Raw genomic sequence first — 17,601 nt, 5'->3', positions numbered from 1 at the left:
AGTAAGAGAAGCAGGGCATGGAAAAACCACTAGCAGGTAAACATATTTTAGTCATCGAGGATGAAACGGTTTTTCGCTCAGTAATTGCGGGATTCTTAGGGTCACTTGGTGCGACGGTCCACCAGGCTGGAAATGGGCTGGAAGCATTAGAGCAGCTAAAAATCCAGACTCCCGAGCTTATCTTGTGCGATCTGGCTATGCCGAAGATGGGCGGGATCGAATTCGTTGAGCGCTTACTCATTCAAGGTGTGAAAATCCCTGTTTTGGTTATTTCGGCGACAGATAAAATGACGGATATCGCTAAAGTCTTGCGTCTGGGGGTTAAGGACGTGCTGCTGAAGCCGATTGTTGATTTAAACCGTTTGCGTGAGGCCGTGTTGGCTTGCCTGTATCCAGCCCTGTTCACCTCTCATGCCATCGAAGAAACCGAGTTAATACAGGATTGGGATGCACTGCGTAAGAATCCTTATGATGCCGCCCAGTTACTTAAACAACTGCAACCTCCGGCTCAACAAATTATTGCTCGCTGTCGCATCAATTACCGACAATTAACCATGGTTGAGAAACCAGGATTGGTCCTTGATATTGCCGCATTGTCAGATAAGGATTTGGCTTTTTACTGTCTGGACGTAACACGGGCTGGGGATAATGGCGTGTTAGCTGCTTTGCTACTGCGCGTATTATTTAACGGGATTTTACAAGAGCATCTGTCACAGCAGCAACATCGTTTGCCGCAGATGTCATCCCTGCTCGAACAACTCAATCAGCTATTAAGACGTACTCATCTTGATGGGCAATTTCCTTTGTTGGTAGGTTATTATCATGTGGAGTATCAGAATTTAATCTTGGTCTCTGCGGGCTTACATGCAAACGTCAACGCAGGCAAAAATCAAATTCAACTCAGTAATGGTGTGCCCTTGGGGACACTAAAAACAACCCACTTAAATCAAATTAGTCAGCGCTGTGAGGCATGGCAGTGTCAAGTATGGGGCGGTGGGAGCCGCTTACGTTTGATGCTTTCCGCTGATGAGTCGCTCTGATCACTAATATGTCCCTCCTTTTATTTGCCTTACACCCACCTCAACATAAATATTTCTATAACGAATCTGTGAAATAACGCTAATTTGTTTCAATCAGTGTGTATCACCAAGATGTGAAAAATATCGATTGATATACTTTCCGCCTTACTTATCTCTGCAAAATTTATGCTAGCTTTATTATTCGCTAGCAATAAGGTGGTGTCGCTTCAGGCTAAATTAAGGTTAGTTCCTGATAATGGCTAACAGTACACCCCTTATCGGATTTCTACTCGAGGATTGATTGGATGAAAGTTACGGTTTTTGGTATTGGTTATGTAGGATTGGTTCAGGCAGCGGTACTGGCCGAGGTTGGCCATGATGTACTTTGCATTGATGTTGATGCAAATAAAGTTGCTGACCTACAAAAAGGCCGTATCGCTATTTTTGAGCCCGGACTAGCACCACTGGTAAAAGAAAACTATGAAGAGGGCCGGCTGCGGTTTTCTACGGATGCAGAAGCAGGTGTGGCACACGCGACCATTCAGTTTATTGCTGTTGGTACGCCGCCTGATGAAGATGGTGCCGCTGATTTGAAATATGTCCTTGAGGTTGCCAGTACTATTGCAAAATATATGGATGCACCTAAAGTCATTATTGATAAATCTACTGTGCCAGTAGGGACTGCGGATAAAGTGCAACAAAGGATAAAAACTATCCTGCAGCAACGTGGGCAGGAAATAGCATTCAACGTAGTTTCAAACCCAGAATTTCTAAAAGAAGGGGCGGCCGTAGCGGATTGCAAGCGCCCTGAGCGAATCGTCATCGGTATTGATACTAATGATAATGGCGTTATTGATTTAATTAGCGAGCTATATGAGCCCTTTAATCGAAATCATGACCGCATGTTAATTATGGATATTCGCAGTGCCGAACTGACGAAATATGCAGCAAATGGCATGCTTGCCACCAAAATCAGCTTTATGAATGAGATCGCTAATATAGCGGAACGGCTTGGTGCAGATATCGAGAAAGTACGGCAGGGCATTGGTTCTGATTCCCGTATCGGCTACCACTTTATTTATTCTGGTTGCGGCTATGGCGGTTCCTGTTTCCCTAAAGATATTCAGGCGCTAATTCGTACAGCGGAAAGTTGTGGCTATCAACCTCAATTGTTACAGGCAGTCGAGCAAATCAATAACGAGCAAAAGTATAAATTGTTCGAATTTATTCAACATCACTTTTCTTCACAACTTGCAGGGAAAACATTGGCTCTTTGGGGATTAGCATTTAAACCCAATACAGATGATATGCGAGAAGCGCCAAGCCGAGTTTTAATGGAGGCGTTGTGGAAAGCAGGGGTTACTATTCAAGCTTATGACCCAGAGGCAATGGATGAAGCTCAGCGAATTTATGGTGCCAGGGATGACTTAAGATTAATGGGCACCAAAGAGTCTGCATTACAAGGCGCTGACGCATTGGTTATTTGTACAGAATGGCAGAATTTCAGAGCACCTGATTTTGATATGATCAAAGCTCGGCTAACGCAACCGGTTATTTTCGATGGACGTAATCTGTACGATCCGGAGCGCCTAAATAGCAGAGGATTCACTTATTACGGGATTGGCCGTGGTTCTTCGATTAATCGTGCGTAATAAGTGATAAAGATGAATTTATGTGTTGGGTACAAAAATAAAATTAGTGTTGTTTTGTATCCAACACCATCACAGTAGGATTCTGTAACTGAAGTTTATTGCAAAATTTCACTTATATCACAAAACGATGGTGTCGCTCGGGCACCACAGTTATATCGATTATTATGTTGTTATAAATTAGCAGAGTATTCTTATCGATTTACAAGCACAGTGGTTGCAGAAGGTTATTTATTGAAAGTGATATGTTTAGGTTGACTGTTGCTTACCGATTGTCTGTTAGTGATTGAGCGGAGTTATTCATCAAGTGGTGGCACAAATACTAACTATGAAAGGTTACCAAGAGATAAACAAAAAAATACCCCCCATATAATAGGAGGGTATTTTCATCATAATAGTCAATTATCTATTACGATTACAGTAGGAAATCATCCAGTGATTTACCTTGTTCTTCAATGGCTTTCTTAATCACAGCTGGAGTACGGCCTTGGCCTGTCCAGGTTTTCACATCGCCATTTTCGTCTGTGTACTGATATTTAGCAGGGCGCGCAGCACGTTTTGATTTACCAGTAGCAGCTTTAGCAGCAGCCATAGTATTCAACAGTTCATTTGGATCAATACCGTCTGCAATAAGCATTTCGCGGTACTGTTGTAATTTACGTGTGCGTTCTTCAATTTCTGCTTGTGCTTGGGAGTCTTCTTCGCGGCGTTCGTTAACGACCACTTCGAGTTTCTCAAGCATTTCTTCTAATGTCTCAAGAGTGCATTCACGAGCTTGTGCACGCAGAGTACGGATGTTGTTAAGAATCTTTAACGCTTCGCTCATTGTCCTGGTCTCAAATTATAATTGGTGGGGGGGCGTCTGGATAATAATAGAGTGCTATTTTAATTTCTGCAATAGCCAATTTGATTGGTATACTCGAATTTACGTATTTTATTAGCGAAAACTTGCTGCTTGCTACTAATAAACGATGGGCACTTGTTATTATCTGAGCTCTTTTTAACACGAAAGTTCATTTTGCTCCCTAATGATCCTACTCGCGAACATGATTTTCCCACTAAGTTATAAGTTTGCTTTATATCAATAAAGCAAAAATAGGTTACTTGTCAGGTTGGGATGCGCAATAACTGATCACATGAGCGTGACGTGATATTGATATAGTGGCAACGAAATATTGAGTAAGAAAAAAGCATGCGACATAGGATTTGTCAGATTATGACAATATTTGTTATCACTATTTTACGAATTAATCATGTGAACACATTACTCGTATGATTAATGAACCAATCGTGCGGCGTTCATATCGAACACAATTGCTTTCTGCTCTCTCGGGTCTGGTTAATGTTCAAGCAGAATACTTATCCTGCATCAATATTGTGAAATAGGTCATGTAATGTACCTAATAATAGCGAGGTACTTGACATAAAAAAACGAACAATTTCATTAGCTATATCATTACTTAATATAGAAAACAGTAATATAGAGAAAATTGCCTGCTGCCCGTAAAGCCTGAGTTTATGATAAACTGTGGACACGTTGTCACTATGACCATCTATTATATCATTGGAGTCACGGGCCCATGGCTCAACTTTATTTTTATTACTCAGCTATGAATGCAGGAAAGTCTACCGCGCTGTTGCAGTCGTCTTATAACTACCAAGAGCGTGGCATGCGTACTTTGGTATTTACTGCCGAGATTGATAATCGCTTTGGGGTGGGGACCGTCAGCTCGCGTATTGGGCTATCTTCGCAGGCTCTGTTGTACAATAGTGAAACAGAATTATTATCTATTATCAGTGCTGAGCATCAGGATAAACCGGTACATTGTATTCTGCTCGATGAATGCCAATTCTTGACCAAAGAACAAGTTCAGGAATTGTGCCAGGTGGTCGATGAATTGCATATTCCTGTTCTGTGCTACGGCTTGCGTACAGATTTCCTCGGTGAGTTATTCCCTGGCAGTAAATATCTGTTGTCGTGGGCTGATAAGTTGGTAGAGCTAAAAACGATTTGTCATTGTGGGCGTAAGGCGAATATGGTACTGCGGTTGGATGAGCAGGGCCGAGCGATGCACGATGGCGAACAAGTGGTGATCGGGGGGAATGAAAGTTACGTCTCCGTTTGTCGCCGCCATTACAAAGAAGCCATTAAAGCGGCCAGCCTTCAATAGCATTCTTAAGCCCAATGTCTCAACCTGCATACCTCACGAGCTTTATCATTGCAGCCGTGGGGTAGTTAGCCTCTTGTTGTATTAACGCCATATAGCTTTATTCATCGCGCCTGAGTGCCATGTAAGCCTCTCTTTGCCTACTTTTCTTTTTCAGTATTAACACACATAGACTGTCGAGCATTTTTATCCATCATCCCAAAGCCGATTATTTTGAGATTAGCTTATTTTGTAAGCGAGTCACTTGCGGTTTTGTAACATGCGGCGCTATTGGCGGCGCGTGGTGAGCTTATTTAATATAAAGAGTACAACGGCAAGGGGCGACTAGATAGCTGTTCTGGAGGCGTTTCAGGCGGGAATTGCCGTGATGTGTGATTTCTGACGGTTAGATAAAAAGAAACCCCCGAATAGCAGTTGCTGCTCGGGGGTTATATCTTCTATTGCTTGCCTCAATTAAACATGAGGTTTACACATTAAGATTGATATTACTTCTTGGCTTTCTTTTCAGCTTTCGGTGCTGGAGTTGCTACTGCGGCAACTTCTTCACGGTCAAGCTCTTCGCTGAATTCACGGCCGTAGTAAGTATCCATCAGAATCTGTTTCAGCTCAGAGATCAGTGGGTAACGTGGGTTAGCACCGGTACACTGGTCATCAAATGCATCTTCAGACAGTTTGTCTACTTTAGCCAAGAAATCAGCTTCCTGAACGCCAGCTTCACGGATTGAAGCAGGAATACCCAGTTCCGCTTTGATTTCATCTAACCAAGCCAGCAGTTTCTGGATTTTCTGTGCTGTACGGTCGCCCGGTGCACTCAGACCCAGATGGTCTGCAATTTCAGCATAACGACGACGCGCTTGTGGGCGGTCATACTGGCTGAAAGCAGTCTGCTTAGTTGGGTTGTCATTCGCGTTATAGCGGATAACGTTAGAAATCAACATGGCGTTTGCCAAGCCGTGTGGAATGTGGAACTCAGAACCCAGTTTATGGGCCATTGAGTGACAGACACCCAAGAAGGCGTTAGCAAAAGCAATACCAGCGATGGTCGCGGCGTTGTGAACACGTTCACGTGCAACCGGGTTCTTAGCACCTTCGTGGTAGCTTGCTGGTAAGAATTCTTTCAGCAATTTCAGTGCTTGCAGCGCCTGGCCATCAGAATATTCATTTGCCAATACAGAAACGTAAGCTTCCATAGCATGGGTTACTGCGTCCAAACCACCGAAGGCACACAGAGACTTAGGCATATTCATAACCAGGTTGGCATCAACGATTGCCATATCTGGAGTCAATGCATAGTCAGCCAATGGATATTTTTGGCCTGTTGCATCGTCAGTAACTACCGCGAATGGTGTGACTTCTGAACCGGTACCTGATGTGGTTGTTACGGCGATCATTTTCGCTTTCACGCCCATTTTCGGGAACTTGTAAATACGTTTACGGATATCCATAAAGCGCAATGCCAGTTCTTCGAAGTGAGTTTCAGGATGTTCGTACATTACCCACATGATTTTTGCAGCATCCATCGGTGAACCACCACCCAGCGCGATAATCACGTCTGGTTTGAAGGAGTTCATCTGCTCTGCACCTTTACGCACGATGCTCAGGGTAGGATCAGCTTCTACTTCGAAGAAGACTTCAGTTTCGATACCGTGAGATTTCAGTACGCTAGTGATTTGATCTGCATAGCCGTTGTTGAACAGGTAGCGGTCAGTCACGATGAAGGCACGTTTTGCACCGTCAGTTGCCACTTCTTCCAATGCGATAGGCAGAGAGCCGCGGCGGAAGTAAATAGATTTCGGGAGTTTATGCCACAACATGTTTTCTGCTCGCTTAGCCACAGTTTTCTTGTTGATCAAGTGTTTCGGACCGACGTTTTCAGAGATGGAGTTACCACCCCAAGAACCGCAACCCAGCGTCAGTGAAGGCGCTACTTTGAAGTTATACAGGTCACCGATACCACCATGAGAGGCAGGAGTGTTGATCAGAATTCGGGCGGTTTTCATTTTATCGCCGAAATACTTAACGCGTGCAGGCTGGTTATCTTGGTCTGTATACAGGCAAGATGTATGGCCGATACCGCCCATTTCCACCAGTTTTTCTGCTTTTGCAACAGCGTCTTCGAAGTTCTTCGCACGATACATTGCCAAAGTAGGTGACAGTTTTTCGTGAGCGAATGGCTCAGATTCATCAACAACTTTAACTTCACCGATAAGAATTTTGGTATTAGATGGAACTTTGATGCCGGCCATTTCAGCAATTTTAGTTGCTGGCTGACCAACGATAGCGGCGTTCAGACCACCATTTTTCAGGATAATGTCTTGAACAGCTTTCAGTTCTTTACCTTGTAACAGGTAGCCACCATGGGAAGAGAAACGCTCGCGAACTGCATCGTACACAGAGTCCACAACAATGATGGACTGCTCTGACGCACAAATCACACCGTTATCAAAGGTTTTAGACATCAAGATAGAAGCTACAACACGTTTGATATCAGCAGTATCGTCAACAACAACAGGAGTGTTACCAGCACCAACACCGATAGCAGGTTTACCAGAGCTGTAAGCCGCTTTAACCATGCCTGGGCCACCGGTTGCCAGGATCAGGTTAATGTCTGGGTGGTGCATCAGTTGATTAGATAACTCAACTGTTGGCGCATCAATCCAACCGATAATATCTGCTGGCGCACCTGCTGCAATCGCGGCTTGAAGCACGATATCTGCGGCTTTATTGGTTGCGTCTTTAGCACGTGGGTGTGGAGAGAATACGATACCGTTACGGGTTTTCAGGCTAATTAACGCCTTGAAGATAGCGGTAGAGGTTGGGTTAGTTGTTGGTACAATACCGCAGATTAAACCGATAGGTTCAGCGATAGTGATGGTACCAAAGGTTTTGTCTTCTTCCAGAATGCCACAAGTCTTTTCATCTTTGTATGCATTGTAGATGTATTCAGAAGCAAAGTGGTTCTTGATCACTTTGTCTTCCACAATACCCATACCTGATTCTTCTACCGCCAATTTGGCTAGAGGAATACGGGCATCTGCTGCAGCCAGAGCTGCGGCACGGAAGATTTTATCAACCTGCTCTTGAGTGAAGTTGGCATACTCGCGCTGGGCTTTCTTGACGCGTGCTACTAGCTCGTTAAGTTCAGCGACATTCGTTACAGCCATAATGCTCTCCTGATAATGTTAAACTCTTTTAGTAAATGAGCTGTTGAAGCAACTAGTATAGACAGGCTCTAGCATGCTGTACTGTCAATTAGAGATAGTTTTTGTATCTTACTTTCTCATTTTCACCGCTGATTTACTGAAAGAGCTTTTTGGTGCACTAGGAATAAAGTGGGGCAAAAAAGACTATTTTCAACCTTTATACTCTATTTCTTTACTACGTGTTCTTCACCAGTGCTCAGAGCTTAACTATTCCTAGGTATGTTTTTCGTGATTTAAATCACAAAATCGTCAAGCTGACACCATTCAGCAATTATTTGTTGAGAGTAATTATCACTAACATAAATAAAGTGATAGTTCATGACGTTAAACTACCACTAACACTACAGAATATTAACAATAATCATCATTTTAAGTGGAGAGAATAAACACAGCATAAATGCTGGTTTATTCCGTGGATTCCTGTAACTAATTCCATTACATTAGCGCGCACATCAATAGGGTGATGCCCTAAGGGTGATTTTTGGTGAAAAGCACTGTGGTGGAATATTTGAATAATGCGGAATAGTTTCTGCGTGCTGGCAACATGGTTGGTGCCGCAAATTTTCCGGATTCTGGCCATAAAGTGTGTTGTCTGGGGCATTAGTTATAATGACCTGTTATCTGTGATGTATTTATTGGCAATTTCGCGGAGTGATGTGTGAGTCAATCACTGTTGGACCTTTCAGGTTACATCAAGTTTTTTGTTGGCTTATTTGCGCTGGTAAACCCGGTCGGCATATTGCCGGTCTTTATCAGTATGACCAGCTATCAGGCGGCGGCAGGGCGGGATAAAACCAATCTGACAGCCAACCTGTCGGTGGCAATTATTTTGTGGATCTCTCTGTTCCTCGGAGATGCCATCCTAAAAATATTCGGTATTTCTATTGATTCATTCCGTATTGCGGGTGGGATCCTGGTGGTCAGCATCGCGATGTCGATGATCAGTGGCAAACTCGGTGAAGACAAACAGAACAAACAAGAAAAAACAGAAACGGCGGTACGAGAAAGTATCGGGGTGGTGCCTCTGGCATTGCCATTAATGGCCGGGCCGGGTGCAATCAGTTCAACCATTGTTTGGAGCTCTCGCTACCACAGTTGGCAGAATCTGTTGGGATTAACTGTCGCTATTGCCCTGTTTGCGTTCTGTTGTTGGCTATTATTCCGTGCTGCGCCGCTATTAGTTCGATTGTTAGGGCAGACCGGTATTAACGTCATAACGCGTATTATGGGGTTACTGCTGATGGCATTGGGTATCGAATTTATTGTGACAGGCATCAAGGCTATTTTCCCCGGTTTACTCTAATCCGCTGTAATGTCATTCACTATTCATCGCCATAGAAGGGCCACCCGCTTATTATCGGTGGCCTTTTTTGTGTGATGAAGATGAAATTCAAATCTTTCAGCCTTAATTTGGTGCAAATAATGCATGAATTTTAATCTGTTGCACTTAAATGTTGCAATAATAGTTCTTCTGCACAAAAAATTTAGCTTAAGGCTTATTTTTTCATCTTTAATAAATGGCTTACCTACCATCTGTTTAAATTAAATACACCCTTTGTTGTTAAAATGCTCACATCATTCTGTGGGGCTTGTGCTGAATTTATCTAGATGTTATTAGTGATTACACCCCAATGAATAGGGGTTTATTCTGGTAACGATAGCAATGTTAACTTAATGTTTCTTTTGGCTGTTTTGCAACATAATTATTGCTGTGAAATTAAATTTAGTAACTATTTTACTGTTTTTAATCAGTAGGTTACTTGGGTTGCTGCTGGCTAATACAGATAGTCACTATCGTTAGTGACTCATTGAAAAAGAGAATTGCTTAACATTTCTGTAAAAATTATTGGCGTCAGATTTCGGGTTCTGTTAGTTTCCGAACAACTCTCCGTTGGGAGATTTCTTGTTTTTTTTAGAAAATATCACGGGCAATTTTTATTTTGGAATAGTTATTGCTAGTCGTTGTGGGCAGCAGATTGACGCAAACCTAGAGAAAAACATCATAAATCTCGTAAATGGGCGGTTAGAAATGCAAATAAAGTTTAAGCAGCGACCACTGGCAATAATTAGCACTATTCTGGGTTTATCATTTTCCTCTGTAGCAATGGCAGCAACTGTTCCTAATGGTGTGGTATTAGCGATAGATCAGAGTATTACCATCAATAATGGTTCCGAGGTCGCCTCTTTGGACCCGCATAAGGTCGAAGGAAATCCCGAAACTAATATAATTCTAAATCTATTAGAAGGATTGGTGAGTAATGATGCCAATGGGCATGTTATTCCAGCGGTGGCAACTCACTGGGATAATGACGGCTATAAAATCTGGACTTTCCATCTGCGGGATGATGCCGTTTGGAGTGATGGTACGCCAGTCACTGCGCAGGATTTTGTTTATAGTTGGCAACGTTTGGCTAATCCTAAAATAGGTTCACCCTACGCCAGCTATTTGCAGTATGCCCAAATTGAAAATGTTGATGAAGTCTTGAAAGGGACTAAAACGCCGGATGAATTAGGTGTAAAAGCGCTCGATAATAAAACCTTGCAAGTCACGTTGACTGAACCCGTCCCTTATTTTATCAGTATGCTGTCACACACCTCGATGAAACCAGTTAGGCGCGATATTGTTGAGAAATATGGTGATAAATGGACTCTTCCACAGAATTTTGTGGGGAATGGTGCTTACCGGCTGAAAGATTGGGTAGTCAACGAGCGCATTGTGCTTGAACGTAACCCGACTTATTGGAATAACAAAGAAACGGTTATTAATAAGGCTACTTTCTTACCGATAACCTCGGAAGTCAGTGACATTAACCGTTATCGCAGTGGTGAAATTGATATTACCAATAGCGCAATCCCGCCCAATTTATTTGCCAAGATGAAAAAAGACCTGCCATCGCAGGTTCACGTCAGCCCATACCTTTGCACCTTCTATTACGAAATTAATAATAAGAAAGCGCCATTTACTGATGTAAGGGTAAGAACAGCAATCAAATTAACCTTGGACCGCGACATCATCGCGACCAAAATTATGGGGCAAGGGCAGATCCCCGCTTATGGTTTTACCCCAACATTTACTGACGGCGGTAATTTTGCGCGACCAGAGTGGGCCAGTTGGTCTCAGGAACAACGCAATGCTGAGGCGAAGAAACTGCTTGCTGAAGCGGGCTATAATGCCGAAAACCCATTGAAGTTTAATTTGCTCTACAACACCTCAGATCAAAATAAACAACAGGCAATTGCCGCCGCATCTATGTGGCAAAAAAATCTGGGTGCAACGGTAACGTTGCAAAACCAAGAGTGGAAAACATCATTAGAAAGCCGCCATCAGGGCCAATTTGATGTCGCCAGAGCAACCTGGTGCGGTGATTATAATGAGCCGACCGCCTTCCTTAATATGTTGTTGTCAGATAGCAGCAATAATACATTCTTCTACAAGAACCCTGAGTTTGATGCGCTGTTAGCCAAAACGTTGGCGGCTCCCGATGCTAAAGCACGCACTGCTTTGTATCAGCAAGCGGAAAATTTATTGGATAAAGACTCGGCTATGGTGCCGGTCTATTATCGCGTCAGTGTCCGGCTTATTCGACCGACAGTCGGTGGGTTTACCGGTAAAGACCCACAAGATTTGGTGGATTTGAAAAATCTGTATATTCGTAAGTTGTAGTTATTAGCCATGTAGTTATTAACCATGTAGTTATTAGTCATATTGGCTGTAGCAAGAAACCGTGCCACAAAGTGTTTAGAAAAGACAGAGTAATAGGGATGTATAACACAGTACGAATTTTCGTCTGGTGCTAATACATAGGGTGTTTATATCGTCGGATTCGTTCCCCGAGCGATGTAATTTAAAAATACCTTTTAAAGGTGAAGCTTGCCCAGTCACTGGGTGATGCAATAATAAAAACTGGAGTGGATATAAGCATGACCAACATCACAAAGAAAAGTCTCCTGGCTGCGGGTATTGTGGCTGCCTTGGGTATGATGGCTGTGGGAAATACGTTTGCGGCTAATGTGCCGGCAGGCGTGCAACTGGCAGAGAAACAAGTGTTAGTCCGCAATAATGGTTCCGAGCCTCAGTCGCTGGACCCACATAAAATTGAAGGTGTGCCAGAATCAAATATCTCGCGTGACCTGTTAGAAGGATTAGTTATTAACGATCCTAACGGCAAAATCCTGCCGGGTGTTGCAGAAAGCTGGGATAATAAGGACTTTAAAGTTTGGACTTTCCATCTTCGTAAAGATGCTAAATGGTCAAATGGTGACCCTGTAACGGCACAGGATTTTGTTTATAGTTGGCAGCGTTTGGCCGATCCTAAAACAGTCTCTCCTTATGCCAGCTATGTGCAATATGCGCATATTGCCAATATCGACGATATTATCACCGGCAAAAAAGCACCTGACACTTTGGGTGTGAAGGCGTTGGATGACCATACTCTGGAAGTTACGCTGACTGAACCTGTACCTTATTTGGATAAGCTGTTAGCTCACCCATCTATGTCTCCGGTTAATAAAACTGTGATTGAGAAGTTTGGTGAGAAGTGGACTCAGCCACAAAACTTTGTCGGTAATGGTGCCTATAAGTTGAAAGACTGGACCGTTAACGAACGTATTGTATTAGAGCGTAGCCCGACTTATTGGGATAACGCCAAAACTGTGATTAATCAGGTAACTTACCTGCCAATCTCTTCTGAAGTGACTGACGTTAACCGCTATCGCAGCGGCGAAATCGACATGACGTATAACAACATGCCGATTGAATTGTTCCAGAAGCTGAAAAAAGAGATCCCACAAGAAGTTCATGTTGACCCGTATCTGTGTACTTACTACTACGAAATCAACAACCAGAAAGCACCATTCACCGATGCTCGAGTGCGTGAAGCGCTGAAGCTGGGTATGGATCGCGACATCATTGTGAACAAAGTGAAAAACCAAGGTGATTTACCGGCCTATGGTTTCACCCCGCCGTACACCAGTGGTGCTGAGTTGACGCCACCAGAATGGTTTAGCTGGACACAAGAAAAACGTAATGAAGTGGCTAAGAAACTGCTGGCAGAAGCGGGCTATACCCAAGATAAGCCTCTGACATTCAACCTGTTATACAACACATCCGATTTGCATAAGAAACTGGCTATTGCTGCCGCATCTATCTGGAAGAAAAACCTGGGTGTTGACGTTAAGCTGGAAAACCAAGAGTGGAAAACCTTCTTGGATACCCGCCATCAAGGGACTTTCGATGTAGCGCGCGCTGGCTGGTGTGCTGACTATAACGAACCATCCTCATTCTTGAACATGATGCTATCTGACAGTAGTAATAATACCGTGCATTATAAGAGCCCGGCGTTTGATAAGCTGATGTCCGATACCCTAAAAGTGAAATCAGAGAAAGAGCGCGCTGGTTTATACCAACAAGCTGAAGTGTTGCTGGATAAAGATTCTGCGATTGTACCGTTGTTCTATTACGTGAATGCCCGTTTAGTGAAACCTTATGTCGGTGGTTACACCGGTAAAGATCCACTGGATAATATGCACGTTAAAGATCTTTATATTATCAAGCACTAGTTTAGTAAGGGCAGCCACTCAATCTGTGTGCTGCCCTTATTGCTTTGAAATATAAAGTCGCAGTAAGAGGCTAAAGGTACAGGCAATGTTAAAATTTATTCTACGCCGCTGTCTGGAAGCAATTCCGACACTTTTTATTTTGATAACCATTTCATTCTTTATGATGCGTCTCGCCCCGGGCAGCCCATTTACCGGCGAACGTAATCTTCCCCCTGAAGTTATGGCGAATATTGAGGCGAAATATCACCTCAATGACCCCGTTTATAAACAGTATTTCAATTACTTGGGGCAATTGGCCCAAGGTGATCTTGGGCCTTCGTTTAAATATAAAGATTACACCGTAAATGAGCTGGTTTCGGCATCGTTTCCGGTTTCAGCCAAACTCGGATTCGCTGCATTTTTACTGGCTGTGGTTCTAGGGGTTAGTGCCGGTGTTATTGCCGCACTTAACCAAAATACCAAATGGGATTACACGGTAATGGGGTTTGCCATGACCGGGGTGGTTATTCCCAGTTTCGTGGTCGCACCTTTATTGGTGCTGGTGTTCGCCATTATATTAAAGTGGCTGCCCGGTGGGGGTTGGAATGGCGGGGCACCGAAGTTTATTATTTTGCCGATGGTGGCGCTGTCACTGGCTTATATTGCCAGTATCGCGCGTATTACTCGCGGTTCAATGATTGAAGTTCTCCACTCCAATTTCATCCGCACTGCGCGGGCCAAAGGCTTGCCATTGCGAACGATTGTTTTACGTCATGCTTTGAAACCTGCATTACTCCCGGTGCTGTCCTATATGGGACCGGCATTTGTCGGGATTATCACCGGTTCAATGGTTATTGAGACTATCTTTGGTCTACCGGGTATTGGTCAGTTGTTCGTCAACGGAGCGTTAAACCGCGATTACTCTTTGGTCTTGAGTTTGACCATTCTAGTGGGCGCGTTAACCATTTTATTCAATGCGATTGTTGACGTGCTCTATGCTGTCATTGATCCAAAAATCCGTTACTAGCACTGGAGCACGCCAATTATGTTGAGCAAGAAAAATAGCGAAGCTCTGGAAGTTTTCAGTGAAAAACTGGAAGTTGAAGGGCGCAGCCTCTGGCAGGATGCCCGCCGCCGTTTTATTCATAACCGTGCGGCGATCACCAGTTTGGTGATCCTGATGTTAATTACCTTATTTGTTATTCTGGCCCCAATGTTAGCGCAGTTTTCTTATGCGGATACTGATTGGGGCATGATGTCAGCCGCACCTGATATGGAGTCTGGCCACTATTTTGGTACTGATTCATCGGGCCGTGACCTGTTGGTTCGTGTCGCCATTGGTGGGCGGATATCATTAATGGTGGGTGTTGCTGCCGCGCTGGTTGCTGTGGTTGTCGGCACACTGTATGGATCTTTATCGGGCTATCTTGGTGGGAAAGTCGACTCACTGATGATGCGCCTGCTGGAAATTCTTAACTCATTTCCTTTCATGTTCTTCGTTATCCTGTTGGTGACCTTCTTTGGTCAGAATATCCTGTTGATATTTGTCGCCATTGGCATGGTTTCCTGGCTGGATATGGCGCGTATTGTGCGCGGGCAAACGTTAAGTCTGAAGCGCAAAGAATTCATTGAGGCTGCAGTGGTGGGCGGTGTTTCCACGCGCAACATTGTTTTGCGCCATATCGTCCCGAACGTATTAGGTGTGGTTGTGGTATACGCTTCTTTGCTGGTTCCGAGCATGATTCTGTTTGAATCCTTCCTGAGCTTTCTGGGTTTAGGGACCCAAGAGCCGCTGAGCAGTTGGGGCGCATTACTGAGTGATGGTGCCAACTCAATGGAGGTTTCTCCGTGGCTATTGATGTTCCCTGCCGGTTTCCTGGTCGTGACTTTGTTCTGTTTTAACTTTATCGGCGATGGCTTGCGTGATGCCCTCGACCCGAAAGATCGCTGAGGAGTAGCACCATGACGACGATAGATAATCAGTCTACTGTTCAGCAATCTAATTTGTTTGAGCACAATGTACTGTTGGATGTAAAGGATTTGACCGTCACCTTCGGTACGCCGGATGGTGATGTTACCGCAGTTAACGCGCTTAATTTTGATCTGCGCGCCGGTGAAACTTTGGGTATTGTGGGTGAGTCAGGCTCCGGTAAATCGCAAACGGCGTTTGCTTTAATGGGGTTGCTGGCCAGTAATGGTCGGATCGGCGGCTCGGCGAAGTTTAATGGCCGTGAAATTCTGAATCTGCCAGAAAAGCAACTGAACCGTTTACGGGCCGAAGAGATCTCGATGATTTTCCAAGACCCAATGACCTCTTTGAATCCTTATATGCGCGTGGGCGAGCAGCTCATGGAAGTGCTGCAACTGCATAAAAAGATGAGTAAGAGTGAAGCCTTTGAAGAGTCAATCCGCATGCTTGATGCGGTGAAAATGCCGGAAGCTCGTAAACGCATGCGCATGTATCCCCATGAATTTTCAGGTGGTATGCGCCAGCGCGTGATGATTGCCATGGCATTGCTGTGCCGGCCTAAGCTCTTAATTGCTGATGAGCCGACAACAGCACTGGATGTAACCGTTCAAGCTCAAATCATGACTCTGCTGAATGAACTGAAAAATGAGTTTAATACCGCCATTATCATGATCACCCATGACTTGGGGGTGGTTGCCGGTATTTGTAATAAAGTTCTGGTGATGTATGCAGGCCGAACAATGGAGTATGGTCAGGCGCGTGATGTTTTTTATCACCCAAGTCATCCTTATTCTATTGGTCTACTGAATGCAGTTCCCCGTCTTGATGCTGAAGGCGACTCTCTCATGACTATTCCGGGTAATCCGCCCAATTTACTGCGCTTGCCGAAAGGCTGTCCGTTCCAGCCTCGTTGCCAATATGCAATGGACCGCTGTTCAACGGCTCCGGCATTAGAGCACTTTGGTGATGGCCGTTTACGTGCCTGCTATAAGCCAGTAGGGGAATTGGTATGAATGCCATGACAGAAAAAAAAGTGTTGTTGGAAGTGGCTGATCTGAAAGTCCATTTTGATATTCAAGACGGTAAACAGTGGTTTTGGCAGCCGAGTAAAACACTCAAAGCCGTCGATGGTGTCACTCTGCGTCTGTATGAGGGCGAGACTTTAGGGGTGGTGGGTGAATCTGGTTGTGGCAAATCAACTTTTGCCCGCGCCATTATTGGCTTAGTGAAAGCGACCGGCGGCACGGTGGCGTGGTTAGGTAAAGATCTACTGAATATGAGTGATGCCGAATGGCGTGAGACTCGCAGTGATATTCAGATGATATTCCAAGACCCCTTGGCGTCATTAAATCCGCGAATGACTATTGGTGAAATCATTGCCGAGCCACTGCGGACGTATCATCCCAAAATGCCGCGCCAGGAAATCAAAGACAAAGTTAAAGCCATGATGCTGAAAGTGGGCTTGCTGCCGAACTTAATCAACCGCTATCCCCATGAATTTTCAGGAGGGCAGTGCCAGCGAATTGGTATTGCACGCGCGTTGATTCTGGAACCGAAACTGGTGATTTGTGATGAACCGGTGTCGGCGCTGGATGTGTCAATTCAAGCTCAAGTTGTGAACTTATTACAGCAACTACAGCGTGAGATGGGGTTGTCTCTGATCTTTATTGCGCACGATTTGGCGGTGGTAAAGCATATTTCTGACCGGGTGTTGGTGATGTATTTGGGCCATGCAGTGGAATTGGGTACCTATGATGAGGTTTATCATAATCCGCAGCACCCTTATACCAAGGCACTGATGTCGGCAGTACCTATCCCCGATCCTGACAAAGAAAGGGCGAAAGTTATTCAACTGTTGGAGGGGGAGTTACCGTCGCCGATAAACCCACCTTCTGGCTGTGTGTTTCGTACTCGCTGCCCGATAGCGGGGCCAGAGTGCGCCAAGACACGGCCATTATTAGAAGGAAGTTTCCGCCACGCGGTCTCTTGCCTGAAAGTTGACCCTTTGTGATGACTGCAATCAGACATTGATCGGCCCATAAAAAAATCCCCGCC

The 17,601-nt window shown here is 44.5% G+C and carries 12 protein-coding genes; 10 read left to right on the top strand and 2 right to left on the bottom strand.

From position 1 onward, the window contains the following. Window positions 1-17 precede the first annotated feature (17 nt). Together rssB and N0H69_RS14830 are read left to right on the top strand one after the other, a co-directional pair. Entirely contained in the window at window positions 18-1,040 is a 1,023-nt protein-coding gene (gene rssB / locus N0H69_RS14835; protein WP_050122183.1) for a two-component system response regulator RssB, read from the top strand. A gap of 284 nt (window positions 1,041-1,324) precedes the next feature. Beyond that, window positions 1,325-2,671: a UDP-glucose dehydrogenase family protein gene (locus N0H69_RS14830; RefSeq protein ID WP_050110488.1), complete on the top strand. Its 1,347-nt coding sequence runs from the start codon at window positions 1,325-1,327 to the stop codon at window positions 2,669-2,671. Window positions 2,672-3,083: 412 nt separating this feature from the next. Here the strand turns inward: N0H69_RS14830 and hns are convergent, their stop codons facing one another. Then, on the bottom strand, window positions 3,084-3,494 hold the full coding sequence (gene hns, locus N0H69_RS14825) for a histone-like nucleoid-structuring protein H-NS (protein WP_004708400.1): 411 nt from the start codon (window positions 3,492-3,494) through the stop codon (window positions 3,084-3,086). A gap of 754 nt (window positions 3,495-4,248) precedes the next feature. Here hns and N0H69_RS14820 point away from each other — a divergent pair. Next, complete coding sequence (locus tag N0H69_RS14820; RefSeq protein ID WP_050152458.1) at window positions 4,249-4,839, top strand: thymidine kinase; 591 nt, start codon at window positions 4,249-4,251, stop codon at window positions 4,837-4,839. A 482-nt stretch (window positions 4,840-5,321) separates the two neighbouring features. Here N0H69_RS14820 and adhE read toward each other — a convergent pair whose 3' ends face one another. Then, on the bottom strand, window positions 5,322-8,000 hold the full coding sequence (adhE, locus tag N0H69_RS14815) for a bifunctional acetaldehyde-CoA/alcohol dehydrogenase (RefSeq protein ID WP_050110485.1): 2,679 nt from the start codon (window positions 7,998-8,000) through the stop codon (window positions 5,322-5,324). A gap of 697 nt (window positions 8,001-8,697) precedes the next feature. Here adhE and N0H69_RS14810 point away from each other — a divergent pair. The 7 genes from N0H69_RS14810 (at window position 8,698) to oppF (ending at window position 17,557) form a co-directional block, all read left to right on the top strand. Further along, window positions 8,698-9,342, top strand: coding sequence for a YchE family NAAT transporter (locus N0H69_RS14810; RefSeq protein ID WP_004708395.1), 645 nt, complete (start codon window positions 8,698-8,700; stop codon window positions 9,340-9,342). 726 nt (window positions 9,343-10,068) lie between these two features. Continuing rightward, window positions 10,069-11,703: an ABC transporter substrate-binding protein gene (locus N0H69_RS14805; protein ID WP_050136465.1), complete on the top strand. Its 1,635-nt coding sequence runs from the start codon at window positions 10,069-10,071 to the stop codon at window positions 11,701-11,703. A 257-nt stretch (window positions 11,704-11,960) separates the two neighbouring features. Then, entirely contained in the window at window positions 11,961-13,598 is a 1,638-nt protein-coding gene (gene oppA / locus N0H69_RS14800) for an oligopeptide ABC transporter substrate-binding protein OppA (protein ID WP_050146487.1), read from the top strand. 85 nt (window positions 13,599-13,683) lie between these two features. Next, entirely contained in the window at window positions 13,684-14,604 is a 921-nt protein-coding gene (gene oppB / locus N0H69_RS14795) for an oligopeptide ABC transporter permease OppB (RefSeq protein WP_004875191.1), read from the top strand. A gap of 15 nt (window positions 14,605-14,619) precedes the next feature. Next, a complete protein-coding gene (oppC, locus tag N0H69_RS14790) occupies window positions 14,620-15,528 on the top strand; it encodes an oligopeptide ABC transporter permease OppC (RefSeq protein ID WP_050110481.1) in 909 nt (302 codons plus the stop codon). A gap of 11 nt (window positions 15,529-15,539) precedes the next feature. Then, complete coding sequence (locus tag N0H69_RS14785) at window positions 15,540-16,559, top strand: ABC transporter ATP-binding protein (protein WP_050110480.1); 1,020 nt, start codon at window positions 15,540-15,542, stop codon at window positions 16,557-16,559. Beyond that, window positions 16,556-17,557, top strand: coding sequence for a murein tripeptide/oligopeptide ABC transporter ATP binding protein OppF (gene oppF / locus N0H69_RS14780; protein ID WP_050110479.1), 1,002 nt, complete (start codon window positions 16,556-16,558; stop codon window positions 17,555-17,557). The genes N0H69_RS14785 and oppF overlap by 4 nt, the downstream gene beginning before the upstream one ends. Window positions 17,558-17,601: the final 44 nt, after the last annotated feature.

Origin of the sequence: Yersinia alsatica (assembly GCF_025133195.1) — a bacterium.
Classification (GTDB): Bacteria; Pseudomonadota; Gammaproteobacteria; order Enterobacterales; family Enterobacteriaceae; genus Yersinia; species Yersinia alsatica.
The sequence above is the reverse complement of the archived record's forward strand: the minus strand, read 5'-3'. Positions and strand labels throughout refer to the sequence as shown.

Bases quoted from the DNA above. Each gene is read 5' to 3' on its own strand.
- oppB (WP_004875191.1), top strand. From the start codon at position 13,684: ATGTTAAAATTTATTCTACGCCGCTGTCTGGAAGCAATTCCGACACTT.
- rssB (WP_050122183.1), top strand. From the start codon at position 18: ATGGAAAAACCACTAGCAGGTAAACATATTTTAGTCATCGAGGATGAA.
- hns (WP_004708400.1), bottom strand. From the start codon at position 3,494: ATGAGCGAAGCGTTAAAGATTCTTAACAACATCCGTACTCTGCGTGCA.
- oppF (WP_050110479.1), top strand. From the start codon at position 16,556: ATGAATGCCATGACAGAAAAAAAAGTGTTGTTGGAAGTGGCTGATCTG.
- oppA (WP_050146487.1), top strand. From the start codon at position 11,961: ATGACCAACATCACAAAGAAAAGTCTCCTGGCTGCGGGTATTGTGGCT.
- adhE (WP_050110485.1), bottom strand. From the start codon at position 8,000: ATGGCTGTAACGAATGTCGCTGAACTTAACGAGCTAGTAGCACGCGTC.
- N0H69_RS14805 (WP_050136465.1), top strand. From the start codon at position 10,069: ATGCAAATAAAGTTTAAGCAGCGACCACTGGCAATAATTAGCACTATT.
- N0H69_RS14830 (WP_050110488.1), top strand. From the start codon at position 1,325: ATGAAAGTTACGGTTTTTGGTATTGGTTATGTAGGATTGGTTCAGGCA.
- N0H69_RS14820 (WP_050152458.1), top strand. From the start codon at position 4,249: ATGGCTCAACTTTATTTTTATTACTCAGCTATGAATGCAGGAAAGTCT.
- N0H69_RS14785 (WP_050110480.1), top strand. From the start codon at position 15,540: ATGACGACGATAGATAATCAGTCTACTGTTCAGCAATCTAATTTGTTT.